This window comes from Shewanella sp., assembly GCF_051658185.1.
Lineage (GTDB): Bacteria > Pseudomonadota > Gammaproteobacteria > Enterobacterales > Shewanellaceae > Shewanella.
Window position 1 is genome coordinate 1 of the sequence record NZ_JBOFMC010000071.1, and the last position, 26,561, is coordinate 26,561.

25 protein-coding genes are annotated in these 26,561 nt (G+C 49.4%); 12 read left to right on the forward strand and 13 right to left on the reverse strand.

Features of this window, described 5'->3' with window-relative positions:
• From ACRCZA_RS03145 to fadB, 5 genes are all read right to left on the reverse strand, one after another.
• Window positions 1–2,514 (reverse strand): amidohydrolase family protein (locus ACRCZA_RS03145; protein ID WP_438673032.1); only part of this gene is annotated, 2,514 nt, incomplete at its 3' end.
• A gap of 374 nt (window positions 2,515–2,888) precedes the next feature.
• Window positions 2,889–3,338 (reverse strand): MOSC domain-containing protein, encoded by a 450-nt coding sequence (locus tag ACRCZA_RS03150; protein WP_438673033.1) that lies wholly within the window; start codon window positions 3,336–3,338, stop codon window positions 2,889–2,891.
• 45 nt (window positions 3,339–3,383) lie between these two features.
• Window positions 3,384–3,629, reverse strand: coding sequence for a sulfurtransferase TusA (gene tusA, locus ACRCZA_RS03155; protein WP_438673034.1), 246 nt, complete (start codon window positions 3,627–3,629; stop codon window positions 3,384–3,386).
• Window positions 3,630–3,869: 240 nt separating this feature from the next.
• On the reverse strand, window positions 3,870–5,033 hold the full coding sequence (fadA, locus tag ACRCZA_RS03160) for an acetyl-CoA C-acyltransferase FadA (protein ID WP_438673035.1): 1,164 nt from the start codon (window positions 5,031–5,033) through the stop codon (window positions 3,870–3,872).
• Window positions 5,034–5,055: 22 nt separating this feature from the next.
• Entirely contained in the window at window positions 5,056–7,206 is a 2,151-nt protein-coding gene (fadB, locus tag ACRCZA_RS03165) for a fatty acid oxidation complex subunit alpha FadB (protein WP_438673036.1), read from the reverse strand.
• A 437-nt stretch (window positions 7,207–7,643) separates the two neighbouring features.
• Here fadB and pepQ point away from each other — a divergent pair, with 437 nt between their 5' ends.
• The 3 genes from pepQ to ACRCZA_RS03180 all read left to right on the forward strand — a co-directional run bounded on the left by pepQ (window position 7,644) and on the right by ACRCZA_RS03180 (window position 11,260).
• Window positions 7,644–8,963 (forward strand): Xaa-Pro dipeptidase, encoded by a 1,320-nt coding sequence (gene pepQ / locus ACRCZA_RS03170; protein WP_438673037.1) that lies wholly within the window; start codon window positions 7,644–7,646, stop codon window positions 8,961–8,963.
• A 143-nt stretch (window positions 8,964–9,106) separates the two neighbouring features.
• Complete coding sequence (locus ACRCZA_RS03175) at window positions 9,107–9,721, forward strand: YigZ family protein (RefSeq protein WP_438673038.1); 615 nt, start codon at window positions 9,107–9,109, stop codon at window positions 9,719–9,721.
• Between the two features lie 78 nt (window positions 9,722–9,799).
• Complete coding sequence (locus ACRCZA_RS03180; protein WP_438673039.1) at window positions 9,800–11,260, forward strand: TrkH family potassium uptake protein; 1,461 nt, start codon at window positions 9,800–9,802, stop codon at window positions 11,258–11,260.
• Window positions 11,261–11,457: 197 nt separating this feature from the next.
• Here ACRCZA_RS03180 and ACRCZA_RS03185 read toward each other — a convergent pair whose 3' ends face one another.
• Window positions 11,458–11,766 carry an ArsR/SmtB family transcription factor gene (locus ACRCZA_RS03185; protein ID WP_438673040.1) on the reverse strand — a complete coding sequence of 103 codons (309 nt, stop codon included), beginning with the start codon at window positions 11,764–11,766 and terminating at the stop codon, window positions 11,458–11,460.
• 200 nt (window positions 11,767–11,966) lie between these two features.
• On the opposite strand from ACRCZA_RS03185, the gene hemG reads away from it, so the two are divergent.
• Entirely contained in the window at window positions 11,967–12,509 is a 543-nt protein-coding gene (hemG, locus tag ACRCZA_RS03190; protein WP_438673041.1) for a menaquinone-dependent protoporphyrinogen IX dehydrogenase, read from the forward strand.
• Between the two features lie 201 nt (window positions 12,510–12,710).
• On the opposite strand, the gene ACRCZA_RS03195 is transcribed toward hemG, so the two are convergent.
• Genes ACRCZA_RS03195 through def form a run of 5 tightly spaced genes read right to left on the reverse strand, consistent with a single transcriptional unit; the run spans window position 12,711 to window position 18,365 of the window.
• Complete coding sequence (locus tag ACRCZA_RS03195) at window positions 12,711–14,153, reverse strand: TrkH family potassium uptake protein (RefSeq protein ID WP_438673042.1); 1,443 nt, start codon at window positions 14,151–14,153, stop codon at window positions 12,711–12,713.
• Window positions 14,154–14,173: 20 nt separating this feature from the next.
• On the reverse strand, window positions 14,174–15,583 hold the full coding sequence (trkA, locus tag ACRCZA_RS03200) for a Trk system potassium transporter TrkA (protein ID WP_438673043.1): 1,410 nt from the start codon (window positions 15,581–15,583) through the stop codon (window positions 14,174–14,176).
• Between the two features lie 15 nt (window positions 15,584–15,598).
• A complete protein-coding gene (gene rsmB / locus ACRCZA_RS03205) occupies window positions 15,599–16,885 on the reverse strand; it encodes a 16S rRNA (cytosine(967)-C(5))-methyltransferase RsmB (protein WP_438673053.1) in 1,287 nt (428 codons plus the stop codon).
• Entirely contained in the window at window positions 16,885–17,844 is a 960-nt protein-coding gene (fmt, locus tag ACRCZA_RS03210) for a methionyl-tRNA formyltransferase (protein WP_438673044.1), read from the reverse strand. The genes rsmB and fmt overlap by 1 nt, the downstream gene beginning before the upstream one ends.
• A gap of 8 nt (window positions 17,845–17,852) precedes the next feature.
• Window positions 17,853–18,365, reverse strand: coding sequence for a peptide deformylase (def, locus tag ACRCZA_RS03215; RefSeq protein ID WP_438673045.1), 513 nt, complete (start codon window positions 18,363–18,365; stop codon window positions 17,853–17,855).
• Between the two features lie 125 nt (window positions 18,366–18,490).
• On the opposite strand from def, the gene ACRCZA_RS03220 reads away from it, so the two are divergent.
• The 6 genes from ACRCZA_RS03220 to hemF all read left to right on the forward strand — a co-directional run bounded on the left by ACRCZA_RS03220 (window position 18,491) and on the right by hemF (window position 23,532).
• The gene (locus ACRCZA_RS03220; protein WP_438673046.1) at window positions 18,491–19,618 is read left to right on the forward strand and encodes a LysM peptidoglycan-binding domain-containing protein; all 1,128 of its coding nucleotides are present in this window, start codon (window positions 18,491–18,493) and stop codon (window positions 19,616–19,618) included.
• Between the two features lie 83 nt (window positions 19,619–19,701).
• Window positions 19,702–20,718: a DNA-processing protein DprA gene (gene dprA / locus ACRCZA_RS03225; protein WP_438673054.1), complete on the forward strand. Its 1,017-nt coding sequence runs from the start codon at window positions 19,702–19,704 to the stop codon at window positions 20,716–20,718.
• Between the two features lie 2 nt (window positions 20,719–20,720).
• The gene (locus ACRCZA_RS03230) at window positions 20,721–21,194 is read left to right on the forward strand and encodes a DUF494 family protein (RefSeq protein WP_438673047.1); all 474 of its coding nucleotides are present in this window, start codon (window positions 20,721–20,723) and stop codon (window positions 21,192–21,194) included.
• A gap of 125 nt (window positions 21,195–21,319) precedes the next feature.
• Entirely contained in the window at window positions 21,320–21,883 is a 564-nt protein-coding gene (locus tag ACRCZA_RS03235) for a topoisomerase DNA-binding C4 zinc finger domain-containing protein (RefSeq protein ID WP_438673055.1), read from the forward strand.
• A 145-nt stretch (window positions 21,884–22,028) separates the two neighbouring features.
• On the forward strand, window positions 22,029–22,595 hold the full coding sequence (locus ACRCZA_RS03240; protein WP_438673048.1) for an L-threonylcarbamoyladenylate synthase: 567 nt from the start codon (window positions 22,029–22,031) through the stop codon (window positions 22,593–22,595).
• Between the two features lie 28 nt (window positions 22,596–22,623).
• Complete coding sequence (hemF, locus tag ACRCZA_RS03245) at window positions 22,624–23,532, forward strand: oxygen-dependent coproporphyrinogen oxidase (RefSeq protein ID WP_438673049.1); 909 nt, start codon at window positions 22,624–22,626, stop codon at window positions 23,530–23,532.
• 29 nt (window positions 23,533–23,561) lie between these two features.
• Here the strand turns inward: hemF and ACRCZA_RS03250 are convergent, their stop codons facing one another.
• Window positions 23,562–23,999, reverse strand: a complete 438-nt coding sequence (locus ACRCZA_RS03250) for a group II truncated hemoglobin (RefSeq protein ID WP_438673050.1) — start codon at window positions 23,997–23,999, stop codon at window positions 23,562–23,564.
• Between the two features lie 249 nt (window positions 24,000–24,248).
• Here ACRCZA_RS03250 and aroE point away from each other — a divergent pair, with 249 nt between their 5' ends.
• Window positions 24,249–25,094, forward strand: a complete 846-nt coding sequence (aroE, locus tag ACRCZA_RS03255; RefSeq protein ID WP_438673056.1) for a shikimate dehydrogenase — start codon at window positions 24,249–24,251, stop codon at window positions 25,092–25,094.
• 25 nt (window positions 25,095–25,119) lie between these two features.
• The gene (locus ACRCZA_RS03260; RefSeq protein ID WP_438673051.1) at window positions 25,120–25,395 is read left to right on the forward strand and encodes a DUF1488 domain-containing protein; all 276 of its coding nucleotides are present in this window, start codon (window positions 25,120–25,122) and stop codon (window positions 25,393–25,395) included.
• A gap of 111 nt (window positions 25,396–25,506) precedes the next feature.
• On the opposite strand, the gene ACRCZA_RS03265 is transcribed toward ACRCZA_RS03260, so the two are convergent.
• Window positions 25,507–26,055: a gamma carbonic anhydrase family protein gene (locus tag ACRCZA_RS03265; RefSeq protein WP_438673052.1), complete on the reverse strand. Its 549-nt coding sequence runs from the start codon at window positions 26,053–26,055 to the stop codon at window positions 25,507–25,509.
• Between the last annotated feature and the right edge of the window lie 506 nt (window positions 26,056–26,561).

Consider the following 26,561-nt stretch of genomic DNA (forward strand, 5'->3'; position numbering starts at 1 on the left):
TTCGGGAACGACCATCATTTCAAGCGCTCGCGCTGCGGCAATCACTTGTTGGCGTTGATTGCGCCTTGGTTGGTTATAGCTTTTTACGCTAAATGCGCCGACTTTTTTTAAGCGCTCAAGGTGGAATTTTGCATCCTCAAGGGAGTCGATATGGGAGGTGTAACCCGGTGCGTTGGCGCCATAAAGGATGGTGCCCGTAGAGAATATTCGTGGCCCGATAATCTTGCCTGCCTTTTGTTGCTCAGATGCGGCAAAGATTTCGGTGGTGTCATTGGATGGATCGTGGATACTCGTTACACCTAAAGAGAGGCCTGCGTAGAGCGTCCAATTTTGCTGCGGCACGATTTCATTATCGGCCTGTGGACCGTGGGCATGGGCATCAAAAAGTCCGGGCATGATTGATTTGCCTTTAATGTCGATCACCCGTGCATCCCGTGGAATAGCTGTGCTTGCATCCCCAACGGCGATGATGTGGTTGTCTTTGACTACGACAATACCGTTTTCAATGACTTGGTCATTTTCCATGGTGATCACTTTGCCGCCAACAAAGGCGATTGTTCCACGTGGAACCGCCGCGGATTCAGTAAAGCCCAACTGGGTGATCTTGGGTGCAGGTTTTTCGTTGGGCGGTAAATAGTGAGTATCGACGTTGGCTTGGTATAACTCAGGGCCCAGTGTCCAATACAGTTGATCGCTATCGCTGTTCCAGCTGATGCTCTCGCCAGCGCGAATGCTTAGCTGTGTCACAGGGAGGTTGCTGGCGTTAGGGCCGATTTCAACTGTTTCACCATGTTTGGCAAAGGGCGTCACCCACACTTTAAAGCGCTCGGCAAAGGCCAGTTGTTTGCCATCGGGCGAGATCCGAAACTCAGTAGCATGTTTACTGCGGTAATGAACGCGTTTATCAAAGCCTTCTAGGTTGATAGAAGCGAGCTGCGGCATATCGTCCTCAGCGCTGTCCATAAAGTAAACTCGATCTGCCGTCGCACCAAATTGTGCCTGATAGCCATCGCCGCAGATCCACTTGGTTTGCTTGGTGTTGATATCGACCTTGTACAACCCGAGGTTCTGGGACCACGTACGGGGAGTTAACGTGCCACCTTGAACTTTGCGATAAACCACAAGGTTCCCATCAGGGGAAAACGTCGGTTCAACATATTTCCCGGGTTCATTGGTCAGTGCTTTGGCTTTTCCTCCTCTCGCGCTGATCACCTGTACTGTACCTTGATTTTGGTCATGCCAAGTGGTGAAGACGATGTTTTTACCATCACGCGACCATTGGGGATAAAGTTCTCCAATATCGTTACCTAACTCGGTTAAGCGTGACATCTTGCCATCGGGAAGCGACTTTAACCAGATTTTACCCAATGCTTCGAAGGCAACTTTACTACCATCGGGGGAGACTTGTGCCATTCGCAGCATTTTTACATCGAATACATCTTTATCAATATCCTGTTTAAAGCGCACCGCAGGCTGCACCTCTAAGGTGGTTTTCACGGTAAAGGGAATATTGCTGAGGGTTTTGTTGGCAACGTTGAGGCGGTTAATTTTCCCCTTAGCCCAGAAGAAAATATCCTGATTATCTTGAGTCCATGCCATGGTGGGATAAACGCCATGGATGGCCCAAGTTTCCTGCATATCGCGATCTAACTCGCCATAGAGTTTTGTGGTGTCACCGGATTTGAGATCAAGCAAGTACAACGAGGATTGGAAATCATCCCGTTTAATGTAGGCTAATTTAGTGCCATCGGGGCTCGGTGTGGGGCGTATTGCGCCACCAGTCCCTTCGATTAGGATATCGATATTGCCGGTTTGGGTGTCGTAGCGTTTAATTTTGTAGATGCCATTTACGGAGTCTTTGGAGTAGTGAAAGGTTTTTCCTGGCGTATCATCCTGGCTGAAATAAATGTAGCGGCCATCGGGCGAATAGGCGGGCTCACCTAAGTCCTTTTCATCATTTGGGCGCTCAGTCAGTTTAACGCCTTCGCCGCCTGCAACATGATAAAGCCAGACTTCTCCAGCACCTAAGCTGCGACTGGCGGTAAAGTGTTTGCGGCCGACGATATACTGTGAGTCCGGGCTCCAAGCTGGGCTATTGAGCAACCGAAAGGTTTCGCTTGTCACTGTGCGAGGGTTGCTACCATCGGCATTCATTATCCAAATATTGTCACCGCCATCGGCATCCGAGGTAAAAGCAATGTACTTACCATCGGGGCTATATACCGGCTGCATTTGCCAAGCAATACCTTGGGCGAGTGGTTTGGCGTCACCGCCACTGACAGGGATCTGATAAATGTCACCGAGTAAATCAAACACTAAATATTTACCATCAGGGCTAGCACTCAGGTTCATCCATGTCCCTTGATTGACCGCGATATTGACGTTATTTAGCGGCGCACCGTTTGGCTGGTTGACCTCCCAACTCGGAGCGCTGGAGTTGGTGGCTTGTGCAGTCTGGGTGCTCAACCCGAGCATTAGGGCGATATAGAGAGGTGTTAGCGTAAATTTCAACATGTGACGTCCTGTTATCGTTGTTGTGGTCGCGAGTGGCCATAAAAGGCGTGAAATGAGTAAGGAATATGGGCTAGTTATCGCACAAATTTGCAGCAAGCAACACTTAAATACTGTTTCAATTGATGAATCACTTAACGAGAACTCGCTATAGGCTAAGCGGGATTGTTGGGGGGCATTCTCAGATGATTATGCAAAGTGGCGAGGGCTTTCGCGCCTAATAAGCTAAGCGATGCGTAAACGCTGTGTGGCTTAGCTTTAGGCGCGGCATTATCTGCAGATTTTGGTGTAGCCTTAAATTAAGGCCCTTAAGGCGAGCAGCTCATGCTAACTCTGTGGATTGAGTCGCTAAGATTGAGCTGCTCAGTGGTTGGTGTTTATGTTGTCGGGGGAAGTAGGTTGACCACATCCCCCTGATGGATCATCGCTCCTTGGATCACCTTACAGGTAACACCGCCGCGCCATTCGGGCGTGAGGGCGGCTTCCAGGTCGAGATGGCTGGCGGCCATTTTTTTGCAGGGATCAGTTTGCCCTGTGATCTCAAGCAGTAAATCACCAATTTGTAACTGCTTACCTACGGCGCTTGCATCAAAGATGAGGCCATCGATTAATAAGTTGGCTCTGCGGCTGGTCCAAGGCAGATCGGCATTGATACTTTGACAGGCTGTTTGCCATTGCTGCAGGGATAGTACTGTTACCTGACGCTTGCCAGGGCGTCCAAAAATATCGTTTTCAACACCACACAATTGAGTGACATTGGCACAAAGGACTTCATTCATTAGGCCGCCTTTAGCGGTTTTATAAGCAATCGCCAGTAATTTTGCCATCGTATGACATCCTTTGTTTTGGGGAGATTCTAGGGTTGATACGGCTTACAGGCCTTTTTTGATCAAATATTGATATGGCGTTTGTGAGGTATCACTGGCAATAAGTGTGTGGTCCATAAACTCGCAAAAGCTGGGAATATCCCGCGTCGTCGCCGGGTCGTCGGCGATGATCAATAACGTCTCGCCCGCAGCCATTTGTCTGACGGTTTTGCGCACCATCATCACAGGTTCTGGGCAGCGTAATCCAAGGGCATCTAGGGTGTGCTGTGCAGTTGAGAATGTGTCGTTCATACCACCTCTTGCGAACGTTCAAACAGAATTGGCTAATGTTACTCCAGTGATTTTGATAAACCAAGTGAAGGGGGGGAATTTGTGATGGAGGTAAGTGGCTTCGCTTATCAGCAATAACGTTCCACGTGGAACGTTATTGCTATCGAGCCGCATATTATCCCGATCTGGTGATTTCGATAAACCAGCGCATTAATGGGGCGTAAAAAAGCCGGAACAGGTTCCGGCTTCAAGGTTTACAGGTTAAACGCGTTCAAATACGGTCGCAATCCCTTGGCCTAAACCGATACACATGGTTGCCAAACCTAAGGTTGCATCTTTGTGTTCCATTAAGTTAATCAGTGTCGTCGAAATACGTGCGCCAGAACAACCCAGTGGGTGACCCAGTGCAATCGCGCCACCATTAAGGTTGATCTTGTCATCAACCACATCCAGCAGGCCTAAATCTTTCACACAAGGTAAAGACTGGGCAGCAAAAGCTTCGTTGAGTTCAATAACATCTAAGTCATTGATTGTGATGCCAGCGCGAGCCAGCGCTTTTTGGGTTGCAGGTACTGGACCATAACCCATAATTGCGGCATCACAACCGGCAACGGCCATTGAGCGAATGCGGGCGCGGATAGGTAAGCCTAAGGCGCGAGCCTTTGACTCTTCCATGATCAACATGGCAGAGGCGCCGTCAGACAAGGCTGATGAAGTCCCCGCAGTCACGGTGCCGTTTGCAGGGTCAAATACCGGACGCAGCGCCGCTAACGATTCCATGGTCGTTTCTGGGCGAATCACTTCGTCGTGCAGCACTTTGATGAGCGCGCCGTTAGCATCATGGCCTTCGATGCCATAGATTTCTTTGGCAAAGCGACCCTCAACGGTGGCAGCGTAAGCGCGTTGGTGTGAACGCACGGCAAAGGCATCCTGTTGCTCACGGGTAATGCCGTGGAGCTTGCCGAGCATTTCTGCGGTTAACCCCATCATACCTGAGGCTTTAGCAACGTTATTGGCTAAACCAGGGTGGAAATCCACACCGTGGTTCATCGGCACGTGGCCCATATGTTCAACACCGCCAATGATAAAGGTGTCGCCCATGCCGGTCATAATGGCACGTGCTGCTTGGTGGATGGCTTCCATTGACGAACCACATAAGCGGTTAACAGTCACTGCACCTGCTGTCTTCGGGATACCTGCCAGTAACGATGCGTTACGGGCAATGTTGAAGCCTTGTTCTAAGGTCTGTTGCACACAACCCCAAATCACGTCTTCAATGGTGTTGGGATCTAATTGCGGGTTACGCAGTAATAGACCTTTCATTAATTCGGCAGACAGTGTTTCTGCACGCACATTACGGAACACCCCAGCCTTAGAGCGGCCCATAGGAGTACGAATGCAATCTACGATAACAGCTTGTTTCATAATTAAATTCCTTTCCCGCTAATTAGGCTTGGTAGTAGCTACCGTTGTTGGCTGCAAGGGCACGCATGGCGTCGGTGACTTGATACAAACCACCTAAGTGAGCGTATTTGTCAGCTAAGGCCACAAAGTTGGCTACGCCCATGGTGTCTAAGTAACGGAACACACCACCACGGAATGGTGGGAAGCCTAAACCGTAGACTAAGCCCATATCCGCTTCGGCGGGTGATGCCACAATGCCTTCTTCTAAACAGCGCACGGTTTCGATAATCATTGGGATCATCGTGCGGGCGATGATGTCATCCGCATCGAACGCTTTTGGCTCACCAAAAGCGGCTTTTAGCAGTTCATAGCTGGTTGGGTCGACATCTTTCTTGGGCTTGCCGCGGCTATCCACAGAGTAAGCGTAGAAACCTTTACCATTCTTCTGGCCAAGGCGTTTGTTCTCGAACATTACGTCAATCGCATCTGCACCGGATTTGCCCATACGATCGGGGAAGCCTTCGGCCATGACGGCTTGGGCGTGGTGACCTGTATCTAGGCCGACAACGTCTAACAGATAAGCAGGGCCCATTGGCCAGCCGAATTGTTTTTCCATCACTTTATCGATAGCGGCAAAGTCACCCCCTTCGGCTAATAGGCCATTAAAGCCGGCAAAGTAAGGGAAGAGTACACGGTTAACAAAGAAGCCGGGGCAATCGTTAACAACGATTGGGGTTTTACCCATTTTGCTGGCGTAAGCAACAACTGATGCGATGGTTTCTTCTGAGCTGTGCTCGCCACGGATCACTTCAACCAATGGCATTTTATGCACTGGGTTGAAGAAGTGCATACCGCAGAAACGCTCAGGTTTCTTCATGCTCTTCGCGAGTAAGTTGATTGAAATCGTTGAAGTGTTAGAAGCGATGATGGCATCTTCACTCACATATTGCTCAACTTCCGCCAGCACTTGTGCCTTCACTTTTGGATGCTCAACCACAGCTTCGACCACCACGTCGGCGTGTTTCACTGGGGCATAGTCTAAGGCTGGGGTGATGTTGTTCAGTACTTTTGCCATTTTTTCTGGTGTAGAGCGGCCACGGGCCACTTGCGCGGCTAGCAGTTTAGCGGCTTCACCTAAACCTAAATCCAATGCTGGCTGGGCGATATCCTTCATCACAATCGGTGTGCCTTTGCTGGCGCTTTGGTAAGCGATGCCACCGCCCATGATACCAGCACCTAATACGGCGGCGCTCTTCACTTCTTTGGCCAGTTTGCCTGCTTTCTTGGCTTTGCCTTTAACGAATTGATCATTAAGAAAGATACCGATAAGCGCTTTGGCCACATCCGTTTTCGCTAACTTGATGAAAGCTTGATGCTCAATTTGCAATGCGTCGCTGCGGCCTTTGGTTGCAGCTTGCTCAACCACGTTTACCGCGGCCATTGGTGCTGGGTAATGCTTGCCCGCAACAGAGAAGACCATGCCTTTAGCGGTCGTAAATGACATCATGGCTTCGAGTTTCGGCAGTGTCAGTGGCGACAATTTGCGTTGGCGACGCGCTTGCCAATCAAGCTTTTCTGCTACTGCATCTTTGAGCATTTGAATGGCTGCGGCCTCTAAAGCTTCTGGCGCGACCACGGCGTCAACGGCGCCGACCTTTAATGCATCTTCAGCGCGCTGCTCATTACCTGTGGTGATCCACTCAAGAGCGTTGTCGGCGCCTATGACGCGAGGTAAACGCACAGTGCCACCAAACCCCGGGATAATGCCCAGTTTAGTTTCTGGTAAGCCGATTTTGGCCGTAGTGTCAGCAATGCGGAAATCCGTTGCTAAAATGGTTTCACAACCGCCACCTAAGGCAAAACCTTTAATGGCAGAAGCGGTTGGGAAGGGTAAATCTTCGAGTTTGTTGAATACGGCGTTGGCCTGTTCAACCCAAGAGAGCAGTACTGCATCATCCTGTGCGAATAAGCCTAAAAATTCAGTAATGTCAGCGCCGACGATAAAGGTATCTTTACCCGAGGTGAGCACTAATGCCTGAATGTTTGTTTGTTGTTTGATGCTGTCTAAGGCGGCATCGAGTGAGGCGAGTGTTTCTCTGTCGAATTTGTTCACCGAACCGGGTGCGTTAAAGCACAGCTTGGCAATATTATCCTCGAGTAACTCAACCGTAATTGTAGGACTTTGGTAGATCATTGCTTGCTTCCTTTTGGCTTAAAAGTGATACCCACCATTATCTTTTGGTGTTAGTACGACTCTCTATCTCACAGCAGCTTCGGCCATCATTTGACCAGTTGTGTGCCAGTGTGCTTCGAAATTCGATAAATTACAACACCCAATTTAAACGACTGTTTAATTTTATTTCACACCGAAGGTTTTGGGTTTTGTGATTTGGCGCACGCAGCGGGTTGAGGCGGTAGAGCCGGGATTAAACGCTGACCTTGCATCCTGTTGATTAAGCCGTTTTTGGGGGAACTTGTAATATTGCTGGTGTGGTGCTTGAGTTGTTTGCAGAGAATGCTTGAGTTGTTTGTAAAGAAAAAATACGCGGTTGTTTTACGCTGGCTTTGCTATTCCTATCGGGCGGGGTTTACCGTAATTTAGTCGCTATCATTTAAGTTAGGATATGACCTATGGATCTCTTGGCTCATTATTATCATGCCCATATCGCCGAGCTAAATCGGCGAGTGGCAGAGGCGGTATCCCGTGAAGCGTTGTCTGGTTTAGTGATCCATTCGGGGCAGCCCCAGCGGATGTTTTTAGATGACATTGATTATCCCTTTAAAGTTAACCCGCATTTTAAAGCGTGGCTGCCGCTGCTCGATAATCCCCATTGTTGGTTAGTGGTCAACGGCCATGACAAACCGCAGCTGATTTTTTATCGTCCGGTGGATTTTTGGCATAAGGTTGCCGATATCCCCGAGGTATTTTGGACCGAGCACGTTGAGATCAAGCTGCTTACTGAGGCCACCGAGGTTGCAAGCTTGCTACCTCGGGATCTGGCAAATTGGGCCTATGTGGGTGAGCACTTAGCGCTGGCGGAGGCTTTAGGGTTTACCAAGTGTAATCCCGAGGCTGTAATGAATTATTTGCATTTCCATCGTACCACCAAGACCGAATATGAGCTCGAATGTCTGCGCCGCGCCAACCAAATCGCGGTGCGCGGCCATTTGGCGGCTAAAAATGCATTTTATAATGGCGCGAGTGAGTTTGAGATCCAACTGCAATATTTAGACGCTGTGGGTCAGGGCGAGAATGAGGTTCCTTATGGCAATATCATTGCCCTTAATCAACATGCTGCCATTTTGCACTATACCGCTCTTGAGCATCAAAATCCGGCGCGGCGGCTGTCATTGTTAATCGACGCGGGGGCCAGTTACTTTGGCTATGCTGCCGATATCACTCGCACTTATGCCTTTGAGAAGAATCCTTTTGATGAGTTGATTGGGGCGCTGGATAGGGCACAGCTTGAGCTTATTGCGATGATGCGCCCTGGCGTACGTTACCTCGATTTACATATGGCGGCCCACCAAAAAATTGCTCAGCTGTTATTGGATTTTGGCTTAGCCACGGGGGATGCCCAGGGGCTGGTGGAGCAAGGGATCACCCGCGCTTTCTTCCCCCACGGGCTTGGTCATATGTTAGGCTTGCAGGTACATGATGTGGGAGGGTTTTCTTGTGATGATCGTGGCACAGTGCTCGCGCCACCCGCGGCGCATCCATTTTTGCGCTGCACGCGTACGTTAGCGCCCAATCAAGTGCTGACGATGGAACCGGGCTTGTATATCATCGACAGTTTGCTTAAGGCGTTACAACAAGACTCTCGTGGTCATCAAATTGCATGGGATACTGTTGCTAAACTAAGGCCCTTTGGCGGCGTGCGCATTGAAGATAATGTGATAGTGCATTCGGCTCGTAATGAAAACATGACCCGCGAACAGGGCTTGGCTTGAATCAACGAGAGCTGAGGTTCGTGAGAGTTTGAGGTTGGGCGCTGAGTGCCGAGCCTGATGGCAGTGCAGTGTGATTTAACCCATGTTTGAATTAGCAGAGGTTAGCGCAAAAAATTATTTGGTATTTAACCTGAGATGTCGTTGTGATTGAAAGTTATCCTATTCCCGCAGAGGATGTGGTTGTTGAAGAGGAGATAAAGCATAGCCGCTTTATCTCGGTGCTCTTTCATTGTGAAAGCGCCGATAAGCTTAAGTCGGTATTGGCGCAGATAAAACAGGATTATCCCGGTGCGAGCCATTACTGCTATGCGTTTGTGGCGGGCGCGCCCCATGAGGGCGTCGCGATGGGCTCAAGCGATGATGGCGAGCCTGCGGGGAGCGCCGGCCGGCCGCTGTTGGCATTATTGCAGGGCGCAGCGATGGGTGAGATTGGGGCGATTGTCATTCGTTACTACGGCGGCACCAAACTCGGCGTTGGCGGCTTAGTGCGGGCCTACACCTCAGGGGTAAGGCAAGGGCTGGGACAGCTTGTCACTCAGGTTAAGCAATTACGCTATCCGGCGCGATTGGCATGTGATTACGCTCAGCTTAAGGATGTCGAGCATTTCCTGAAGCAGGTGGATGCCGTGATCACCGATAAGCAATTTGCGGATGTGGTTGCAATTTCGTTTGAGATCCCCAAGGCGCAGCAGCCCATACTGAGCCAATTACTGACGTCTTTTAGCCAAGGCCGCTTAAGCGCCGACTTTCAACTGTGATGCCTGCCTAAACTGTGCCAAAATATGCTGAATGCTGAAAAATTTCTTTACAGCAATGGAATCAATTGAACTCGCTGAATGCAATATAAAACCATCATACGCATCATAGGCCTGCTTATTGGCTTATTTTCTATCACTATGCTGCCACCCGCCTTGATTGCCATTTGGTATAACGATGGTGGCGGTACGGCGTTTCTTCAGGCGTTTTTTGTCAGTTTATTGATAGGCTTTTGCCTGTGGTACCCCCACCGTCGTTGCAAGGAAGAATTGCGCACCCGTGAAGGCTTTTTGATTGTCGTGCTATTTTGGACGGTGCTGGGGTCTATCGGTGCCTTACCTTTTATCTTTTCTTCGCAGCCGAGTTTAAGTTGGACCGATAGCTTTTTTGAGTCTTTTTCGGCGCTGACCACCACCGGTGCCACTGTTATCGTCGGGCTCGATTCCCTACCGAAAGCGATTTTATTCTATCGGCATTTATTGCAATGGCTTGGGGGGATGGGGATTATTGTGCTGGCGGTGGCCATTTTGCCGGTACTGGGGATTGGTGGAATGCAGCTCTATCGGGCTGAAATCCCGGGGCCGGTGAAGGACAGTAAGATGACCCCGAGGATAGCCGAAACGGCAAAAGCCTTGTGGTATATCTATCTGTTATTAACCATCGCTTGCGCAGGGGCCTATTGGTTTGCCGGAATGAGTGTATTTGATGCGGTATGCCATTCCTTCTCGACGATCGCCATCGGTGGATTTTCGACCCACGATGCCAGTATGGGGTATTTTGATAGCCCTGCCATCAATTTGATTTGTGTGTTCTTTTTAATTGTTTCGGCGATTAACTTTAGCGTGCATTTTGCGGCATTTTCGCGCCGAGGGATTAACGTTAAAGTCTATTTTAGAGACGCCGAATTTAAGGCGTTGGTAGCCATTCAACTGATCCTGACAGCGATTTGCTTTTTCACGCTGTATTACCATTCGGATATTTACGCGACGCCAGAGGAGACGCTCGACCACGCGCTATTTCAAGCGGTGTCGATTGCCACGACCGCAGGTTTTGGTACCGACAGTTTCCACATGTGGCCATTGTTTTTGCCTATGTTGTTGATATTTGCTAGTTTTATCGGCGGTTGCGGCGGCTCAACGGCCGGCGGAATTAAAGTCATTAGGGTGATTTTATTGCTATTGCAGGGATCGCGTGAGCTTAAGCGCTTAGTGCATCCACGGGCGATGTTTTCGATTCGAATTGGTTCACAAGCCTTACCCGATCGCGTGGTGGATGCGGTTTGGGGCTTTTTTTCGGCCTACGCCTTGGTGTTTGTGATATGCATGCTGCTATTGATGGCAATGGGGCTAGATGATATTACCGCATTTAGTGCGACGGCGGCCTGTATTAATAACCTTGGCCCGGGGTTGGGCGAGGTGGCCAGCAACTATGCCAGTATTGGTGATGGCGCTAAGTGGGTGCTGGTGGTCGCTATGTTATTTGGCCGCTTGGAAATCTTCACGTTATTAATTTTATTCACCCCCACCTTCTGGAGAACCTAAGGGTTACCCCACAAAGTGAGTGCGCTTGTGGTTGCCTAAGGTTTTGTGGGCTGGTGTTACCTCGTTTGGTATTGTCAACGCCTGCTAAACCTTGAGTCGGAGGGGGAGTATTCCCCCTTTTTTATTTGGGATCGATGGGATAAAGGATAAAGCGCGATACCCACACCGGGCTGCGCACGCTGAGTGAAGCGCCGCCGTTAAGCGCTGCAGTAGCGGCTATGCAAAATCGAGATCACTTGGCTGACTTGGTCATTTTTAAGCTTGTAGTAAACAACCTGAGAGCTCTTACGGGTGTCGACAAGATCCTCTGCGCGCAGCACCGCTAAATGCTGAGAGAGTGCCGATTGACTGAGCGGTACAGTGGCATTGAGTTCAGACACGCTTAACTCATTATCAAGCAATAAACATAAAATCATTAGGCGATAAGGATTCGCTATGGCTTTTAGCCACTTAGCGGCACTTTCCGCATTAGTTACCATTGCATCTACATCTATTTCTTTTTGCATAAGGTCACTCTCTTTATCGCATTTTGAATTAGGCAACGCTAATTGAGCATATTGGTTGCCGTCATCATACTGCTCAATAATTCAGATCTCAATTTTTGGGTGGCAGAATATGAGATAGCGCTGATTTGTGATCCTATTAGATGATTTATTTATAAAAAGTGGCCACAATGGCCCATCACCAAAGTGGAGTTGGAACCCCTATGACCCGTGTGCTTGTACTTTATTTTACCCGTGGCGGCCATACTGCCAAGATTGCAGGCGCGATTGCCGAGCAACTGCTTAGCCGCGGCGCGCAGGTTGATGTGGTGGATATCAATAGCCCTGCGGCGAGTCAGATTCGTTGGGATGACTATCAGTTAGTTGCGCTGGGCGCCTGTGTCCTTTACGGCACCTACGACAAGAGCGTGTTTAAGTTTATCGCTGAGCATCGCGATGCGCTCAGTGCTCGCCCAAACAGTTTCTTTTGTGTGAATGTGGTGGCGAGAAATCCCGAGAAGCGTATTCCTGAAAACAATAAGTATCTGCAAAAATTTATTGCCTTATCCCCTTGGACGCCCGCCGATTTAAAGATTATTGCCGGTAAAGTGGATTATCCCTCATGGCCTTGGTATGACAGATGGATGATCCAATTGATTATGAAGATAACCAAGGGCCCAACCGATCCGAAAACGGTAATTGATTACACCGATTGGCAGGATGTTAAAGATTACGCCGACCATTTGCTGAGCTTGATTAAACCCTAGCGCCTTGTTAATCCGCCTCAATTCTGCCCTAGAGAGCCGGCGTGATGGGGTGAGGCGGTTATGCAGCACCCTTGATATGGTTCGCGTCCTGTTGCGCTCCTTACTTCGCACTCGCATTATCAGGCGCCATCTGTGCTTGAGGGCTCTTACTTGAGTGGCTTCCTTGGGCATTTGCCTTTGGCTCGCTAAAGCTTGCGCGGGTTAGTACTTCCAGAAACTGGGGTGAAATAATACCGCGACAGTTAGGATCTCCAATCTTCCCAGCAGCATACCAAAGGCTAATGCCCACTTGGCGACGTCGGGTAAGGTAGAAAAATTGCCAACAGGGCCAATAATGGGCCCTAAGCCGGGGCCGACGTTACCGACGGCGGTGATCGCCCCCGTCAAGCTGGTGGTAGGGTCCAATCCGGTTAAAACGAGGATGATGCTTAAGACCACAATGGCCATCATATACAACAACATGAAGGTAATGAGCGATCTTACAATATCTTCATTAATCAGCCTGTTATTGTAGCGCTCCCTAAAAAGACCATTGGGGTGACACTGCTGGCGTAATTGCTCACGCATAATTGCCCCGGCGATTTGAAAGCGGAAGATCTTGATACCACCCGATGTCGAGCCAGAGCAGCTTCCCACCAGCATTAAAAACAAAAACACAATATACGAAAATTGTCCCCAAGTGCCATAATCGGTTAAGCCGTAGCCGGTGGTGGTCACCACCGACACAACGTTAAAGGTGGAGAGCCTTAGCGCATCAAGCAGGCTGTGCTCGCTGGTTTGCCATAGCCATATTCCCAATACGCCAGAAACAAAGGCTAGAAAAACCAAAAAGCCTTTGACCTGAGCATCGTTCCAGATAGTGACATCCCGTTGCACAATCATATGGACAAACATCAGTAACGGCAGGCCGCCTGCGATCATAAATACGGTGCCCACCCAATGTGATGCGTTCGAAAACGCCGACATGGAACTATCAGAGGTCGAATACCCCCCCGTTGAGAGGGTCGTCATGGCGTGGTTGATTGCCTGAAACCAGGTCATCCCAGCCAGATAATAGGCAAGGGTACAGGCGAGCGTCAGCGCGATATAGATATAAAATAAGTGCTTGGCCATGCTTTGAGTGCGTGGCACGGCTTTGTCGCCCCAATCGGAGGATTCGGTGCGAAACAGCCGCATCCCACCGACGTTTAAGAAGGGCAAAATGGCCACTGCCATCACGATAAAGCCTATTCCGCCTAGCCACTGTAACAGGGAGCGCCAGATCAAAATACTGTGATCCATGGTATCTAGGCCGGTGAGCACAGTGGAGCCTGTGGTGGTGATCCCCGACATGGTTTCAAAGAAGGCATCGGTGTAGCCAATCCCTTGATAGAGGGTAAAGGGCATGGCCGCGAATAAACTTACAATGAGCCATGTCAGGCTGGTGAGCAAAAACATGTCACGAACTTTGAGGTTGATATCTTTGTTATGCCCTTTATGGACACAGAGGCTGGCGGTCAGTCCGGTGGCAAAGGCAGATATCATAAATGCCCCGACAGTCTCTTCACCGTTTACGGCCGCGACCAAGAGTGGTGCAAGCATAAAAACGGTGAGCATCGACAGGAACAACCCTAAAATAAACAAGAGTGCTCTAAAGTTCAGCATGGTCCCACTCATCGGAGTGATTAGAAGAAGAAGGCGCTGGGTTGGAAGAGTTTTTCGACTTCGCCAACGAATTTTTTATTTACGAGGAACAATATTACATGATCGCCTTGTTCTATAACAGTTTTATCATGAGCCATTAACACTTCTTCATTGCGAACGATGGCACCTATGGTGGTGCCGGGCGGGAGTTTAATCGTACCAATCGCTTTACCTACCACTTTTGACGTGCTGGAGTCACCATGGGCGATCGCCTCAATTGCTTCCGCAGCGCCACGTCGCAGCGAGTAGACGTTACAGATGTCCCCTTGGCGGATATGGGTCAACAGGGCTGAAATGGTCGCTTGTTGTGGGGAAATGGCGATATCGATGTTGGCTTCTTGCACTATGTCCACATAGGCTTCGCGCTGGATTAACACCATCACCTTTTTGGCGCCCATACGTTTAGCGAGCAGTGCCGACATAATGTTGGCTTCGTCATCGTTAGTTACGGCAATAAACACATCGGTTTGGTCGATATGCTCTTCTTGCAGCAATTCTTGATCCGAGGCATCACCACAAAATACCGTGGTATTTTCAAGTTGTTCAGACAGGGCTTCTGCCCGCTCTAATCGATGCTCAATCAGTTTGACGGAATGGCTGCGCTCCAAGCGCTTGGCAAGCCCTAAGCCAATATTCCCACCGCCAGCGATCATAATATTGCGGTAGGAGTTATCGAGCTTTTGCATTTCACTCATCACGGCGCGAATGTGCCGACTGTCAGCGACGAAAAATACCTCGTCATCGGCTTCGATAATGGTCGTGCCGCGGGGCATAATCGCGCGACCTTGGCGGAAAATGGCCGCGACCCGGGTATCGATATTGGGCATATGTTCCCGCAGCGCTGCCAAGGCATTCCCCACCAGAGGCCCACCATAATAAGCGCGCACCGCGACCAAGCTTAAACGGCCTTCAGCAAACTCGAGCACTTGCAGCGCGCCCGGATATTCGACAAGTCGGTGAATGTAAGCGGTCACTAACTGTTCGGGTGCGATCAGCTCATCGATGACAAAACCGCCGCGGGGGCGACCATCACTGCTTTTGGTTTCGCTGTCGATAAACAGTCGATCGCGCATGGCAAGATAGGGTTCAGAGCGAATTCGAGCGATTTTCGTGGGGGTGCCGAACAGGCTGTAAGCTATTTGGCAGGCGGCCATGTTACATTCATCGCTGTTGGTGACGGCGATTAACATATCAGCATCTTCTGCACCCGCTTCTTTGAGCACATCGGGGTGGGCACCGTGGCCTGCCACCACGCGAAGATCATATTTATCCTGCAGGGCGCGCAGCGTGGCTTTATCGCTATCGACTATGGTGATGTCATTGTTTTCACCAACCAAATTCTCAGCCAAGGTTCCGCCAACTTGACCTGCGCCTAATATGATAATTTTCATGGCCTTGCTTACTTCCTAGTCGGTCATTTTTATTAAACGGGCATAATAAAACCCATCCATGTTGTTCTGTCCCGGCGTGATTTGCCAACCAATATCCGCTGGAGACGATTGCTGGGCGAGCGTATCCAACTTGGCATTGGGCGTTCTGGCTAAAAAGGCGTTGATCTGGTCGCGGTTTTCCTGCGGCAAAATCGAGCAGGTGGCATAAAGCAGCGTGCCTCCGGGTTTTAACCACTGCCAGCAATGATCTAAGATCTGTCGCTGTAGTGCGGCGAGTTCATCGATATCATGATTTTTGCGTAGCCATTTAATATCAGGATGGCGGCGGATCACTCCTGTTGCCGAGCAGGGTGCATCGAGTAGGATGCGATCAAATTGCTCGCCGTGCCACCATGTCTCAATATTGGCGGCATCGCCATGAATAAGCTCGGCGTTTAATGACAATCTGTCAAGATTTTGTTGGACTCGCTCGAGTCTTTTTGCATCAAAATCAACGGCAACTAACCTTATGCTGGGTTCTAATTCGAGCAGGTGACAGCTTTTTCCACCGGGAGCGGCGCAGGCATCGAGCACTAATTCATTGGCTTGAGGGTTTAACAGTGTCGCTGCCCATTGGGCGGCACCATCCTGCACGGAGGCTGCCCCTTCAAGAAACCGCGGTAGGGTCGCCACATCTTTGGGGTGATCGAGCAAAATGGCGTCGGCACTTGGGCCTGCATGGGCTTCAATACCGGCAGCTTCCAAGGCGCTGAGGTAGTCTGCACGACTCTGAGCGCGGCGGTTGTTGCGTAGCCACATCGGCGGGCGCTCATGGCTTTGAGTAATAATATGTTGCCAATTTTCGGGATAGGCGGTTTTTAAGCGCTTAATTAACCATGCTGGCGTGTTGTAGCTAAGGGTTTCGGTATCGGTACTTAATGGGGTTTGTTGGCGCTGAATGTTGCGTAGTACGCCATTGACAACCTTCACCATGCCTTCAAATTTAAGTTGGCGACAAGCTTCGGCGGTTTCAGAGATGGCGGCATGGCTTGGAATGCGAGTGAAATACAGTTGATAACAGCCGACAATCAATAGCTGGTGGATCATGCGTTGCTTGCCCTTGAAGGGTTTAGCAAGACAGTCACTGACCCGTTTTTCGAGCTGGGGTAGGGTGCGCATGACGCCATAGCAAAGCTCCGCCAATAAGGCTTTATCTTTGGCGTTGGCGAGGCATTTTTGTTGCTCAGGCAGGGCGACCGAGAGGGACACGCCCTTTTCTAATACATCAAAGAGGGTTTTGGCTGCCAAGGCACGCAGGTTCATCATGATTGTTCCTCGCAATTTAAGCGAGTGTTAGGGGTAAACCATTCGGCGCGCGCATTTAAAATATCGGCGACATTCAGTGGTTTTTTTCCGGGCAGTTGCAGGCTGAGCAATGTGATAACGCCTTCTCCTGTAGCGACCTCGATGCCCTTTTTCGTGGCGCTGATGATCGTACCTGGCGCAGCGTTGCTGGTGGTTGGGCTCAGTGTCGCCTGCCACACTTTGATGGTATGGCCTTGGTGCTCAAAGTAGCTCATCGGCCAAGGATTAAAGGCGCGCACTTCTTGCCAGAGTTGTTGGGCGGATTTACGCCAGTCAAGTTTGGCTTCTTCTTTGCTGAGTTTTTCAGCGTAGTTGGCCAATGTTTCATCTTGCTTTTCGGCCGTTAAGGCGCCAGTTGCGAGCCCCTCTAGGGCTTGTAAGAGTGCGGCAGGCCCTTGCTCGGCTAACTTTTCATACAGGCTTGCTGATGTGTCATCGTCTTCAATCGGAAGATGGGTTTTTAGCAGCATGTCGCCAGTGTCGAGGCCGACATCCATCTGCATAATGGTGACACCTGTTTCTTTATCACCCGCCCAAAGCGCGCGTTGGATCGGCGCGGCGCCGCGCCAGCGTGGCAGAATAGAACCGTGCACATTAATACAGCCTAAGCGCGGCGTGTCGAGGACCACTTTGGGCAGGATGAGGCCATAGGCAACCACGACCATAATGTCGGCGTTGAGTGCGGCAAGCTCCTGCTGCGCGGGTTCTTTACGCAATGAACTTGGTTGATAAACCGGAATGTTATGGGCTAGTGCGAGCGCTTTGACCGGGCTGGCACACAGCTTTTTGCCGCGACCTGCTGGTCTGTCGGGTTGGGTGTAAACGCCAATCACATTGTGGGCGGAATCAATCAGCGCCTGTAAATGGCGGGCGGCAAAATCCGGCGTACCGGCAAAGATGATATTGAGTGGTTTCAAAGCTGATCCTATGCGTCTTTGGCGTCCAATCGGGCCGCTTTTTCAAGTTTCTGTTTGATGCGTTGGCGTTTTAATGGAGACAGATAATCGACAAATAATTTGCCTTTCAGGTGATCCATTTCGTGTTGGATACAAATGGCAAACAGTCCATCCGCCTCCACGATAAATTCGTTGCCGTGTCTGTCTAACGCTTTGACGGTAACGTGTTCGGCACGGTCAACTTTGGCATAAATGCCGGGCACCGAGAGGCAGCCTTCTTCATTACAAAAATCCCCGCTGCTGGCGATAATTTCAGGATTGATAAAGACATTAGGACGTTCGACACTATCTTGCAAATCCATAATGATCAGCTGTTTATGGTAGTCCACCTGGGTGGCTGCTAGGCCGATCCCTTTTTGTTGATACATGGTGTCGAACATATCATCAATCTGAGTTTGTAACTGCGCGGTAAACTCTGTGACGGGCGTGGCTTGGGTTCGCAATCTTTCATCGGGAAAGCGTAAAACGGTTAATAGTGCCATACTTAAACTCTTAACAAGTCTGTCAAATCTCCGCCAGTTAGTTATACTGACAGAAGCTAATGGGTTAATTTTAATCTTTAGTGCCAATCAATAACAGTAAAAGCTCGACTTTAGAGCCAAACAACATGGACCGCACCATGAAACGGTTAATTTTACTCGCGTTAATGACATTTAATTGCACCTTGGTTTGTGCTGACACCCTGACACTTAAAGCAGGATATCCTGAGTCATATGTGGTGAAAAAGGGCGATACACTTTGGGATATTTCGGCCACCTTTTTAAGCGATCCATGGAAGTGGCCGAGTCTGTGGAATGTGAACCCTCAGATTGCCAATCCTCATTTAATTTATCCGGGCGACCAACTGACACTGGTGTTTATTGATGGCCAGCCGCGATTGCAGATCAACGGTGTTGCTGCGCAGGGGAAGGCCCGGGTAAGAAAGAGCCCTGAAGGGCGCATTATCGCCAAAAATAATGCCGTGCCTGTGGTTGATTTAGCGCTGATTGAAAATTATTTAACCCAGCATCGTGTAGTCGATTCCCTCTGGCTGGCCGAGCAACCAATGGTGCTCGCGGGTGAGAGCCCATCCCGCCATCATGTTGTGGGGGATATTATTTATATTGATGCCCAATTACCGCTGAATCAAAAATACGGTATTTATGAGCGTGGTCGAGAGTTTTTTAACAAAGAGACTGCTGAGCCCTTGGGGCAGGAAGCGATTTTGGCTGCTACAGGCCAAGTGATTGACTCTGGCAAGGTTTCCAAGGTCCGCTTGCTGAGTAATTTCCGGGAAACTAAGGCGGGTTTCAAGTTATTACCCTTGGAAGACGATTCGCTGATGTCAGCGTACTTTATGCCCAAAGCGGCGCAGTTAACCACTCCCGCAGCCGTGTTGGCTATCGAATCGATGCAGCGTGAGGCGGGCAAGTTGAACGTTGTTTATATCGATAAAGGCACTCAAGATGGTGTCGAGCCGGGGGCTGTGTTTTCTATTTACCGTGATGGCGAGGTTATCGTCATTGATAACAAAGGGTTGCCTGTGCCTGCGACCGAGCGCACCGCCTATGATAATTTGATGGCCTTAGTTTCATCGGACCGTGCGGTACAAATGCCGGATGTCTACCATGGCCAGTTATTGGTGTTTAAAGTGTTTGATAAGGCAAGTTTTGGACTCATCTTATCGACTGAGCGCCCTGTGCGAGTCGATGATAAGCTGGTTGCTCCTGAATCATTAGTATTGCGAGGTCAATAATTTCTGATTATTTGGTCGATTGGTTAATTGTTAGTGCTGTATCTGGGTTAGGACCCGCTCGGATCCAACAATTGTTAAAACACATGGATGTGGATGATCTTAGGCAAAGGTTAGAGCATGAAAGGCAGGCGCTACCTTTGTCAAATCAACTACTTCAGAGCCTTTGTATTGACTATGAAAAGGTCGATGCTGCGCTTGCTTGGCAGCAGCAATCGGCATCTCATCATCTTATTTGTTTCTCCGATCCCCTCTACCCGCCGCTATTAAAGCAACTGTCTGATCCGCCTCCGTTGTTATTTGCTAAGGGGTGTGTAGAGGCTTTAGCCTTACCTTCGCTTGCGATTGTGGGGAGTCGCAATGCGTCACCTGGCGGCTTGCAGGTGGCCTATCAATTGGCGACAGACATTTCAGCTCTTGGTTTGAGTGTTTGTAGTGGCATGGCAATGGGTATCGATGGTGCGGCACATAAAGCCTGTGTCGATCATCAGCGCAGCACTGTTGCCGTGCTAGGCACCGGCATTGATATCGTCTATCCTCGCCGGCATCGACAGCTTTATGAGAATATTCAGCAGCAAGGTTGTATACTCAGCGAGTTTTGGCCTGATATGGGGCCATTTGCCGGTAATTTTCCCAAACGTAATCGTATTATTAGCGGTGTTGCGTTGGGGACATTGGTGGTCGAGGCATCGCGCCAAAGTGGCTCGCTTATCACCGCAAGGCTTGCAATGGAGCAGGGGCGAGAGGTGTTTGCGGTGCCGGGGTCGATCCTTGGCGGTTATCATCAAGGTTGTCATGATTTATTGCGCGATGGGGCAAAACTGGTGGAAACTGCCGCCGATATCGTTGAAGAACTCGGCAGTTTAACGGCTTTCTACCTTGAAGAGTTGCACTCAAGTCACCATATACAAGATGACGAGATTTGCGATTTGCCATTTGTGTCGCTGTTAGCTAGTGTAGGTTATGAAGCGACAACAATTGATGCGATAGTCGAACATAGTGGAAAAACGATAGATCTGGTGTTAGAACAAATGCTTGAACTTGAGTTGCAAGGTTGGGTTATTGCAGTACCCGGTGGTTACGTCAGAGTAAAGAGGAGCTAGCCATGTTTGATATCCTCATGTATCTATTTGAGAACTATGTTCACAGTGACGTTGAACTCTTAGTGGATGAAGACGAGTTAACCAAGGAACTCACTCGGGCTGGTTTTCACCAGTCGGAGATTTTAAAAGCGTTAACTTGGTTGGAGCGGCTTGCAGAATTGCAAGAAGGTGATACGCCTTACCTGTGCAACCACGATCAACATTCGTTTCGGATTTACACCAAAGACGAGATGGAAAAGTTGGATGTGGAATGCCGGGGGTTCCTGCTGTTTTTAGAGCAAGTGAAAGTGCTCAATGTGGAAACTCGGGAAATGGTGATCGATAGAGTCATGGAAATCGATGAGCCATCTTTGATCCTTGAAGATCTTAAATGGGTTATTTTAATGGTGTTGTTTAATGCGCCTGGCCATGAATCCGCTTATGAGCAAATGGAAGATTTGATTTTTGAGCAGCCCGAAGGCCGCCTGCATTCCTAATTGATGCAGCGTTATAAAGAATGAGAGAAAGGAGGCTAAGTCCTCCTTTTTTGCTGTCATCAAGGAGTGATTTGTGTGGCTATGATAAGAGTGCGGAGCGCTCACGCTGATGACTGGGGTAAATGATGTCTAAAATTGATGAGCAATTATTTAGTGCCCATGAGCACGCATTAGAAAAAGAATACGAGCTCTGCCCTGTGTGTGGCTGTGAGCTTGCGGTTAAGCACAGTAAACACGGCAGTTTTATTGGTTGTAATAATTATCCTCACTGTGATTACACTCGGCCGCTAGTGCAACACGAATCGATTGAAACTCAGGTGATCCAAGGCTCCGTTTGCCCTGAGTGTGGTCATGAGTTGGCGGTAAAGTCGGGGCGTTTTGGGATTTTTATCGGTTGTACTCAGTATCCCGCTTGCACCCATATTGAAAAACCGGATCAACGGGCGGATAAGCCCGCGATCCCTTGCCCTGTATGTATTGCGGGTAAGCTTGAACACAGAACCAGTCGCTTTGGTAAGGCTTTTTATGCTTGCAGCGCTTATCCAAAATGCAAATTTATTGTCAATTATCCTCCAGTCGCTGAAACCTGCCCCAGTTGTGGTTTTGGGATATTAGTCGAGCGCAAAGGGGCGGCGGGAATGCGCTTAGAGTGCCCACAAAAAAACTGTAAATACAAAAGGCCGCTTTAGGTTATTTGTGTGATCTATCTCTTAATATTTGGTTGCAGACGCGCCCATGAGTATAATTCTCCCGGCCAGCAATGGCTGGCCAATCGTTGCCGTGATTTTAAAGCTTGCTTGATAATTCCTCTTTATATAAAAGGTGCTCTAAAAAATGCTTAAGCTGCAGCCATCTGATATAAAACAAATTATTCTTGAAGGTGGTGTTATCGCTTATCCCACCGAGGCCGTTTATGGCTTAGGTTGTGACCCTGATAATGACGCTGCCATCCAAAAATTACTCGCCGTGAAACAACGTCCTTGGCAAAAAGGGCTTATCTTGGTGGCCAGCGAGTTTTCGCAGTTATCAGCTTATGTTGATGAATCACAGTTGACCGGTGAGCAGCTCGAATTGGCCTTCTCTAAATGGCCAGGGCCTTTTACCTTTGTCATGCCGATTAAACCGCAGGTCTCGCGTTATTTATGCGGTGAGTTTGATTCTATCGCTGTACGCGTTTCCGCCCATGAAGGGGTGCGGGCTTTATGTCAAGCTTTGGGTAAGCCGCTGGTCTCGACCAGTGCCAATTTAGCCGGCGAAGAGCCTGCGCTCAGCGGTGATGAAATCCTCAATACCTTTGAAGGTAAAATCGATGCGTTAGTGATAGGCCAATTAGGTGAGCAGCGCCAACCCTCCACGATTATTGATGCCCGCAGTGGCAAGATTTTGCGCAATGGACAGTAACAATTAATAAAAATAAGGATAACGGCAGATGAGCGTGCCAGATGCGACAGTGGTAAAAGCATTTTTACTCGATCTTCAACAGCGAATTTGTGCGGGTCTTGAGCGGTTGGATGGCCAAGCAAGCTTTGCTGCTGATTCATGGACGCGCGCCGAGGGCGGTGGTGGTACCAGTCGTGTTTTAACCCAAGGTGCCGTATTTGAGCAAGCTGGGGTAAACTTTTCCCATGTGACGGGGGCGGCGATGCCCGCATCGGCGACGGCGCATAGGCCTGAGTTGGCGGGGCGCAGTTTTGAGGCGATGGGGGTTTCGTTAGTGATCCACCCTAAAAATCCTTATATTCCGACCACCCATGCCAACGTGCGCTTTTTTATTGCCCACAAAGACGGCGCTGATCCTGTATGGTGGTTTGGCGGTGGTTTCGACTTAACGCCTTATTATCCTTTTGAAGAAGATGTGCGCCAGTGGCATCAAAGTGCTAAAAATCTGTGCCAGCCTTTTGGTGACGATGTTTACCCTAAATATAAGAAATGGTGTGATGAGTATTTCTTTTTGCCACACCGTAACGAAACCCGTGGCGTGGGCGGGCTGTTTTTCGATGACTTGAATCAAGCTGGTTTTGATAAGAGTTTTGAGTTTATGCAGGCTGTGGGCAATGGCTTCTTAACGGCTTATGCGCCAATTGTTGAGCGCCGTAAGGATATAGGCTATGGCGAGCGCGAGCGTGAGTTCCAGCTGTATCGCCGTGGTCGTTATGTGGAGTTCAATCTGGTGTATGACCGAGGCACCTTGTTCGGTTTGCAAACGGGTGGCCGCACTGAATCAATTTTGATGTCCATGCCGCCATTGGTGCGCTGGCAGTATGCCTATACGCCAGAGGCGGGGAGCCCAGAGGCAGATCTGTACGCTAACTACCTCACACCTCGCGACTGGGTGTAGTCGGTTAATCAATTGCGGAACCTAGAGCGTTATTGATTGCGCATATGATCGGCCAGAGCCGAAATCGCCTCATAGATAGCGGCGCGATGCTCTGGCTTTTTTATATGCTCTTCAATGGCAAACTTCATACAGAATAACCATTGATCGCGCATGGTCTCATCAACGGCAAAGGGCATATGGCGGGCACGCAAAGCCGGATGACCGTATTTTTGCTGATACAGCTGCGGGCCGCCGAGCCAGCCACTTAAAAATGCGTAGAGTTTTTGCTCCGATTCGGCAATCGGCGCGCGATGGATGGCCAGCAGTGCGCGCGTTTCTTCTGAGCAGGCCATTTTTTGGTAAAAGCTATGGGCTATTGCACGGATAACCTTGTCCCCACCAATTAAATCATAGGCATTAGACTGGTTTGGGTCTCTGTCATCTTGTGTGTGGGTGTGCTTACTAAAGATCGTTTTAAGCCAGTTCATTGAGCTAACTACATCGCCTGTGAAATATGGATGCGCGCATTATAGCTGGAATATCAGTTTGATACAGGGCTTAACGCTTAGCTTGACATCGCATTTAGCCCAGCTTCGGATTCGGCCATGACATCGTGTTTGTACTGTCATTATGATGTGTACAGATCATTGTGATCTCGCCAACAAGCGCGCTAGACTGCAACACTCACAGTAAATAGAAGCCCGCATATGACAGATTCACTCCCAATAGATACGCCAATGGTTGATCGCTATGCCGTGTTTGGTCACCCCATCGGCCACAGTAAATCGCCCTTTATCCATAGCCAGTTTGCGGCATTAACGCAGCAGTCTTTGACCTATGAGGCGATTCTGGCCCCTATTGATGGTTTTGAAGCGAGCATAAGAAGTTTTTTTAGTCGCGGGGGGAAAGGGGCTAATGTAACGGTTCCCTTTAAAGAGCAAGCAGTTGCCCTATGCGATAGTTTAAGTGCGGAGGCTGCGCTAGCTGGGGCGGTTAATACCTTAAGCCTATTGGCCGATGGTTCTATTCGTGGCGATAACACCGACGGGCTAGGGTTGGTTGCCGACCTTGTCTGTCACCTGGGCAGTTTGCAGCATAAGCGAGTCTTATTGGTCGGCGCGGGCGGCGCGGCGCGCGGATGTCTCTTGCCACTCCTTAGCGCAGGAGTGGGTCTGTTGGTTATCACAAATCGCACCCAAAGTAAGGCTAAGGATTTAGTGGATATTTTTAGCCAAGTAGAAGAGGGGATTTACAAAGATAGGCTCCAAGCGTTATCTATGCCTGAGCTCACCGAGGAGTTTGACTTAGTGATCAACTCAACCTCGGCCAGTCTTGCTGGTGAGTTACCCCCCTTGCCCGACTCAATCATCGGTAGCGCTACCGTTTGCTACGATATGATGTATGGCGCAAAGCCAACGGCATTTAACCAATGGGCATTGCAACAGGGGGCAGCCAAGGTGATCGATGGACTTGGAATGCTCGTCGGCCAAGCGGCGAAAAGTTTTGCGCTCTGGCGCACCGTCGAGCCTGATACCACCGTCGTGCTTAACTTGCTCAGGGAAAAACTATCGTCGGACATCTAATAGGGATTTATCATAGGAAGGTAAGATGAATCAGAGCATTATATTTCCCGATCTGCAGCATTGGGATGGCACGCAAAAACGCATCTGTTTTATTGCTCAGCAGCAGGGGATGAATATTAAGTGCTATATCAGCGCGGCTAAATTACGTGAGCTAAATGATTTCTCCAAGCAGCCGAGTGTCGACGACGCCGCTACAATGCTAGCGCTATTTGATGCGGTAAGATTTGATGCCGAAGAAATGGCAGAAGCGTTAATCGAAGCCGAAGCGTTTGATGAGTTGGGCGCCGTCCATCTTGGCTAGGCCGAGGGGCAAGTGAATCAGTAAGAACAAGTGATTCAGTAAGAAAAGTAGCAAAGATAAATGAAATGGCAGGTGTTGGTGCTCTGCCACTTCCTTGTCGCGATATGCAAATTATGTCAGCTGAGATTCTGCTAAGTATTCGTTTTTCAAGCGTACATAGTTATCCGCAGATTCAGGTAAAAATGCCAACTCCGCTGCGGTTAATGGTCTAGCCTGCTTCGCCGGGCTGCCCACATATAAATAGCCGCTTTGCAGAACCTTGCCTGGAGGCACTAATGAACCCGCCCCCAAAATCACATCATCTTCTAAAATCGCACCATCCAGAATAATTGCGCCCATACCCACTAACACACGATTGCCCACCTTGCAGCCATGTAGCATCGCCTTATGCCCAATCGTCACATCATCACCAATAATCAGCGGATGACCGTCAGGGCGAGAGGCCGACTTACGGGTCACATGCAATATACTGCCATCCTGCACATTCGAGCGTTTACCAATCCTAATGTGGTTTACATCACCACGCGCCGCCACCATGGGCCAAATACTAGCGTCGTTATCTAATGCAATATCGCCAACAAGCACAGAAGCTGCGTCCACATACACATTATCGCCGAGTTGTGGATGAATTCCTTGGTAAGTTCTGAGTGGCCCTGCCATAAAAAAGTCCCTAATTGAGTGGTTTTTAGCATTATAAAGGCTAAAAACTGACTGGTCAGGTCAAATATCCAACGAACAGTATAAAAATGCCAATAATCTTAAAATTAGGGGTTGCACAAAAAGTTCAGCTGCCTATAATGCGCATCCACTGACACGGCAGGCAGCGAAACGCAGTTAGCCAGTGGCAGTCATCGATGAGTAACTCACGAGATTACTGATTGATGAGCGTGAAGAAAGTTTGAAAAAAACACTTGACGCGAACCGGGAGATGCGTAAAATGCACCACCCTGAGTTGACGAAACGTCAGCCCTAACCCGCCGCAGGCGCCCAGCGCTCGGTGTGGTACTTCACTTCTCTTACGAAGTTGAGTTGCTCTTTAACAAGATAAAACAAGAAATCTGTGTGGACACTCACAGGTGTTGAGTTAATCGAAATTACTCTGCCGTTTGGCGAGTAATCAAAGAATTAAATCAATGATGAAGAGTGTTCATAGCAATATGTACATA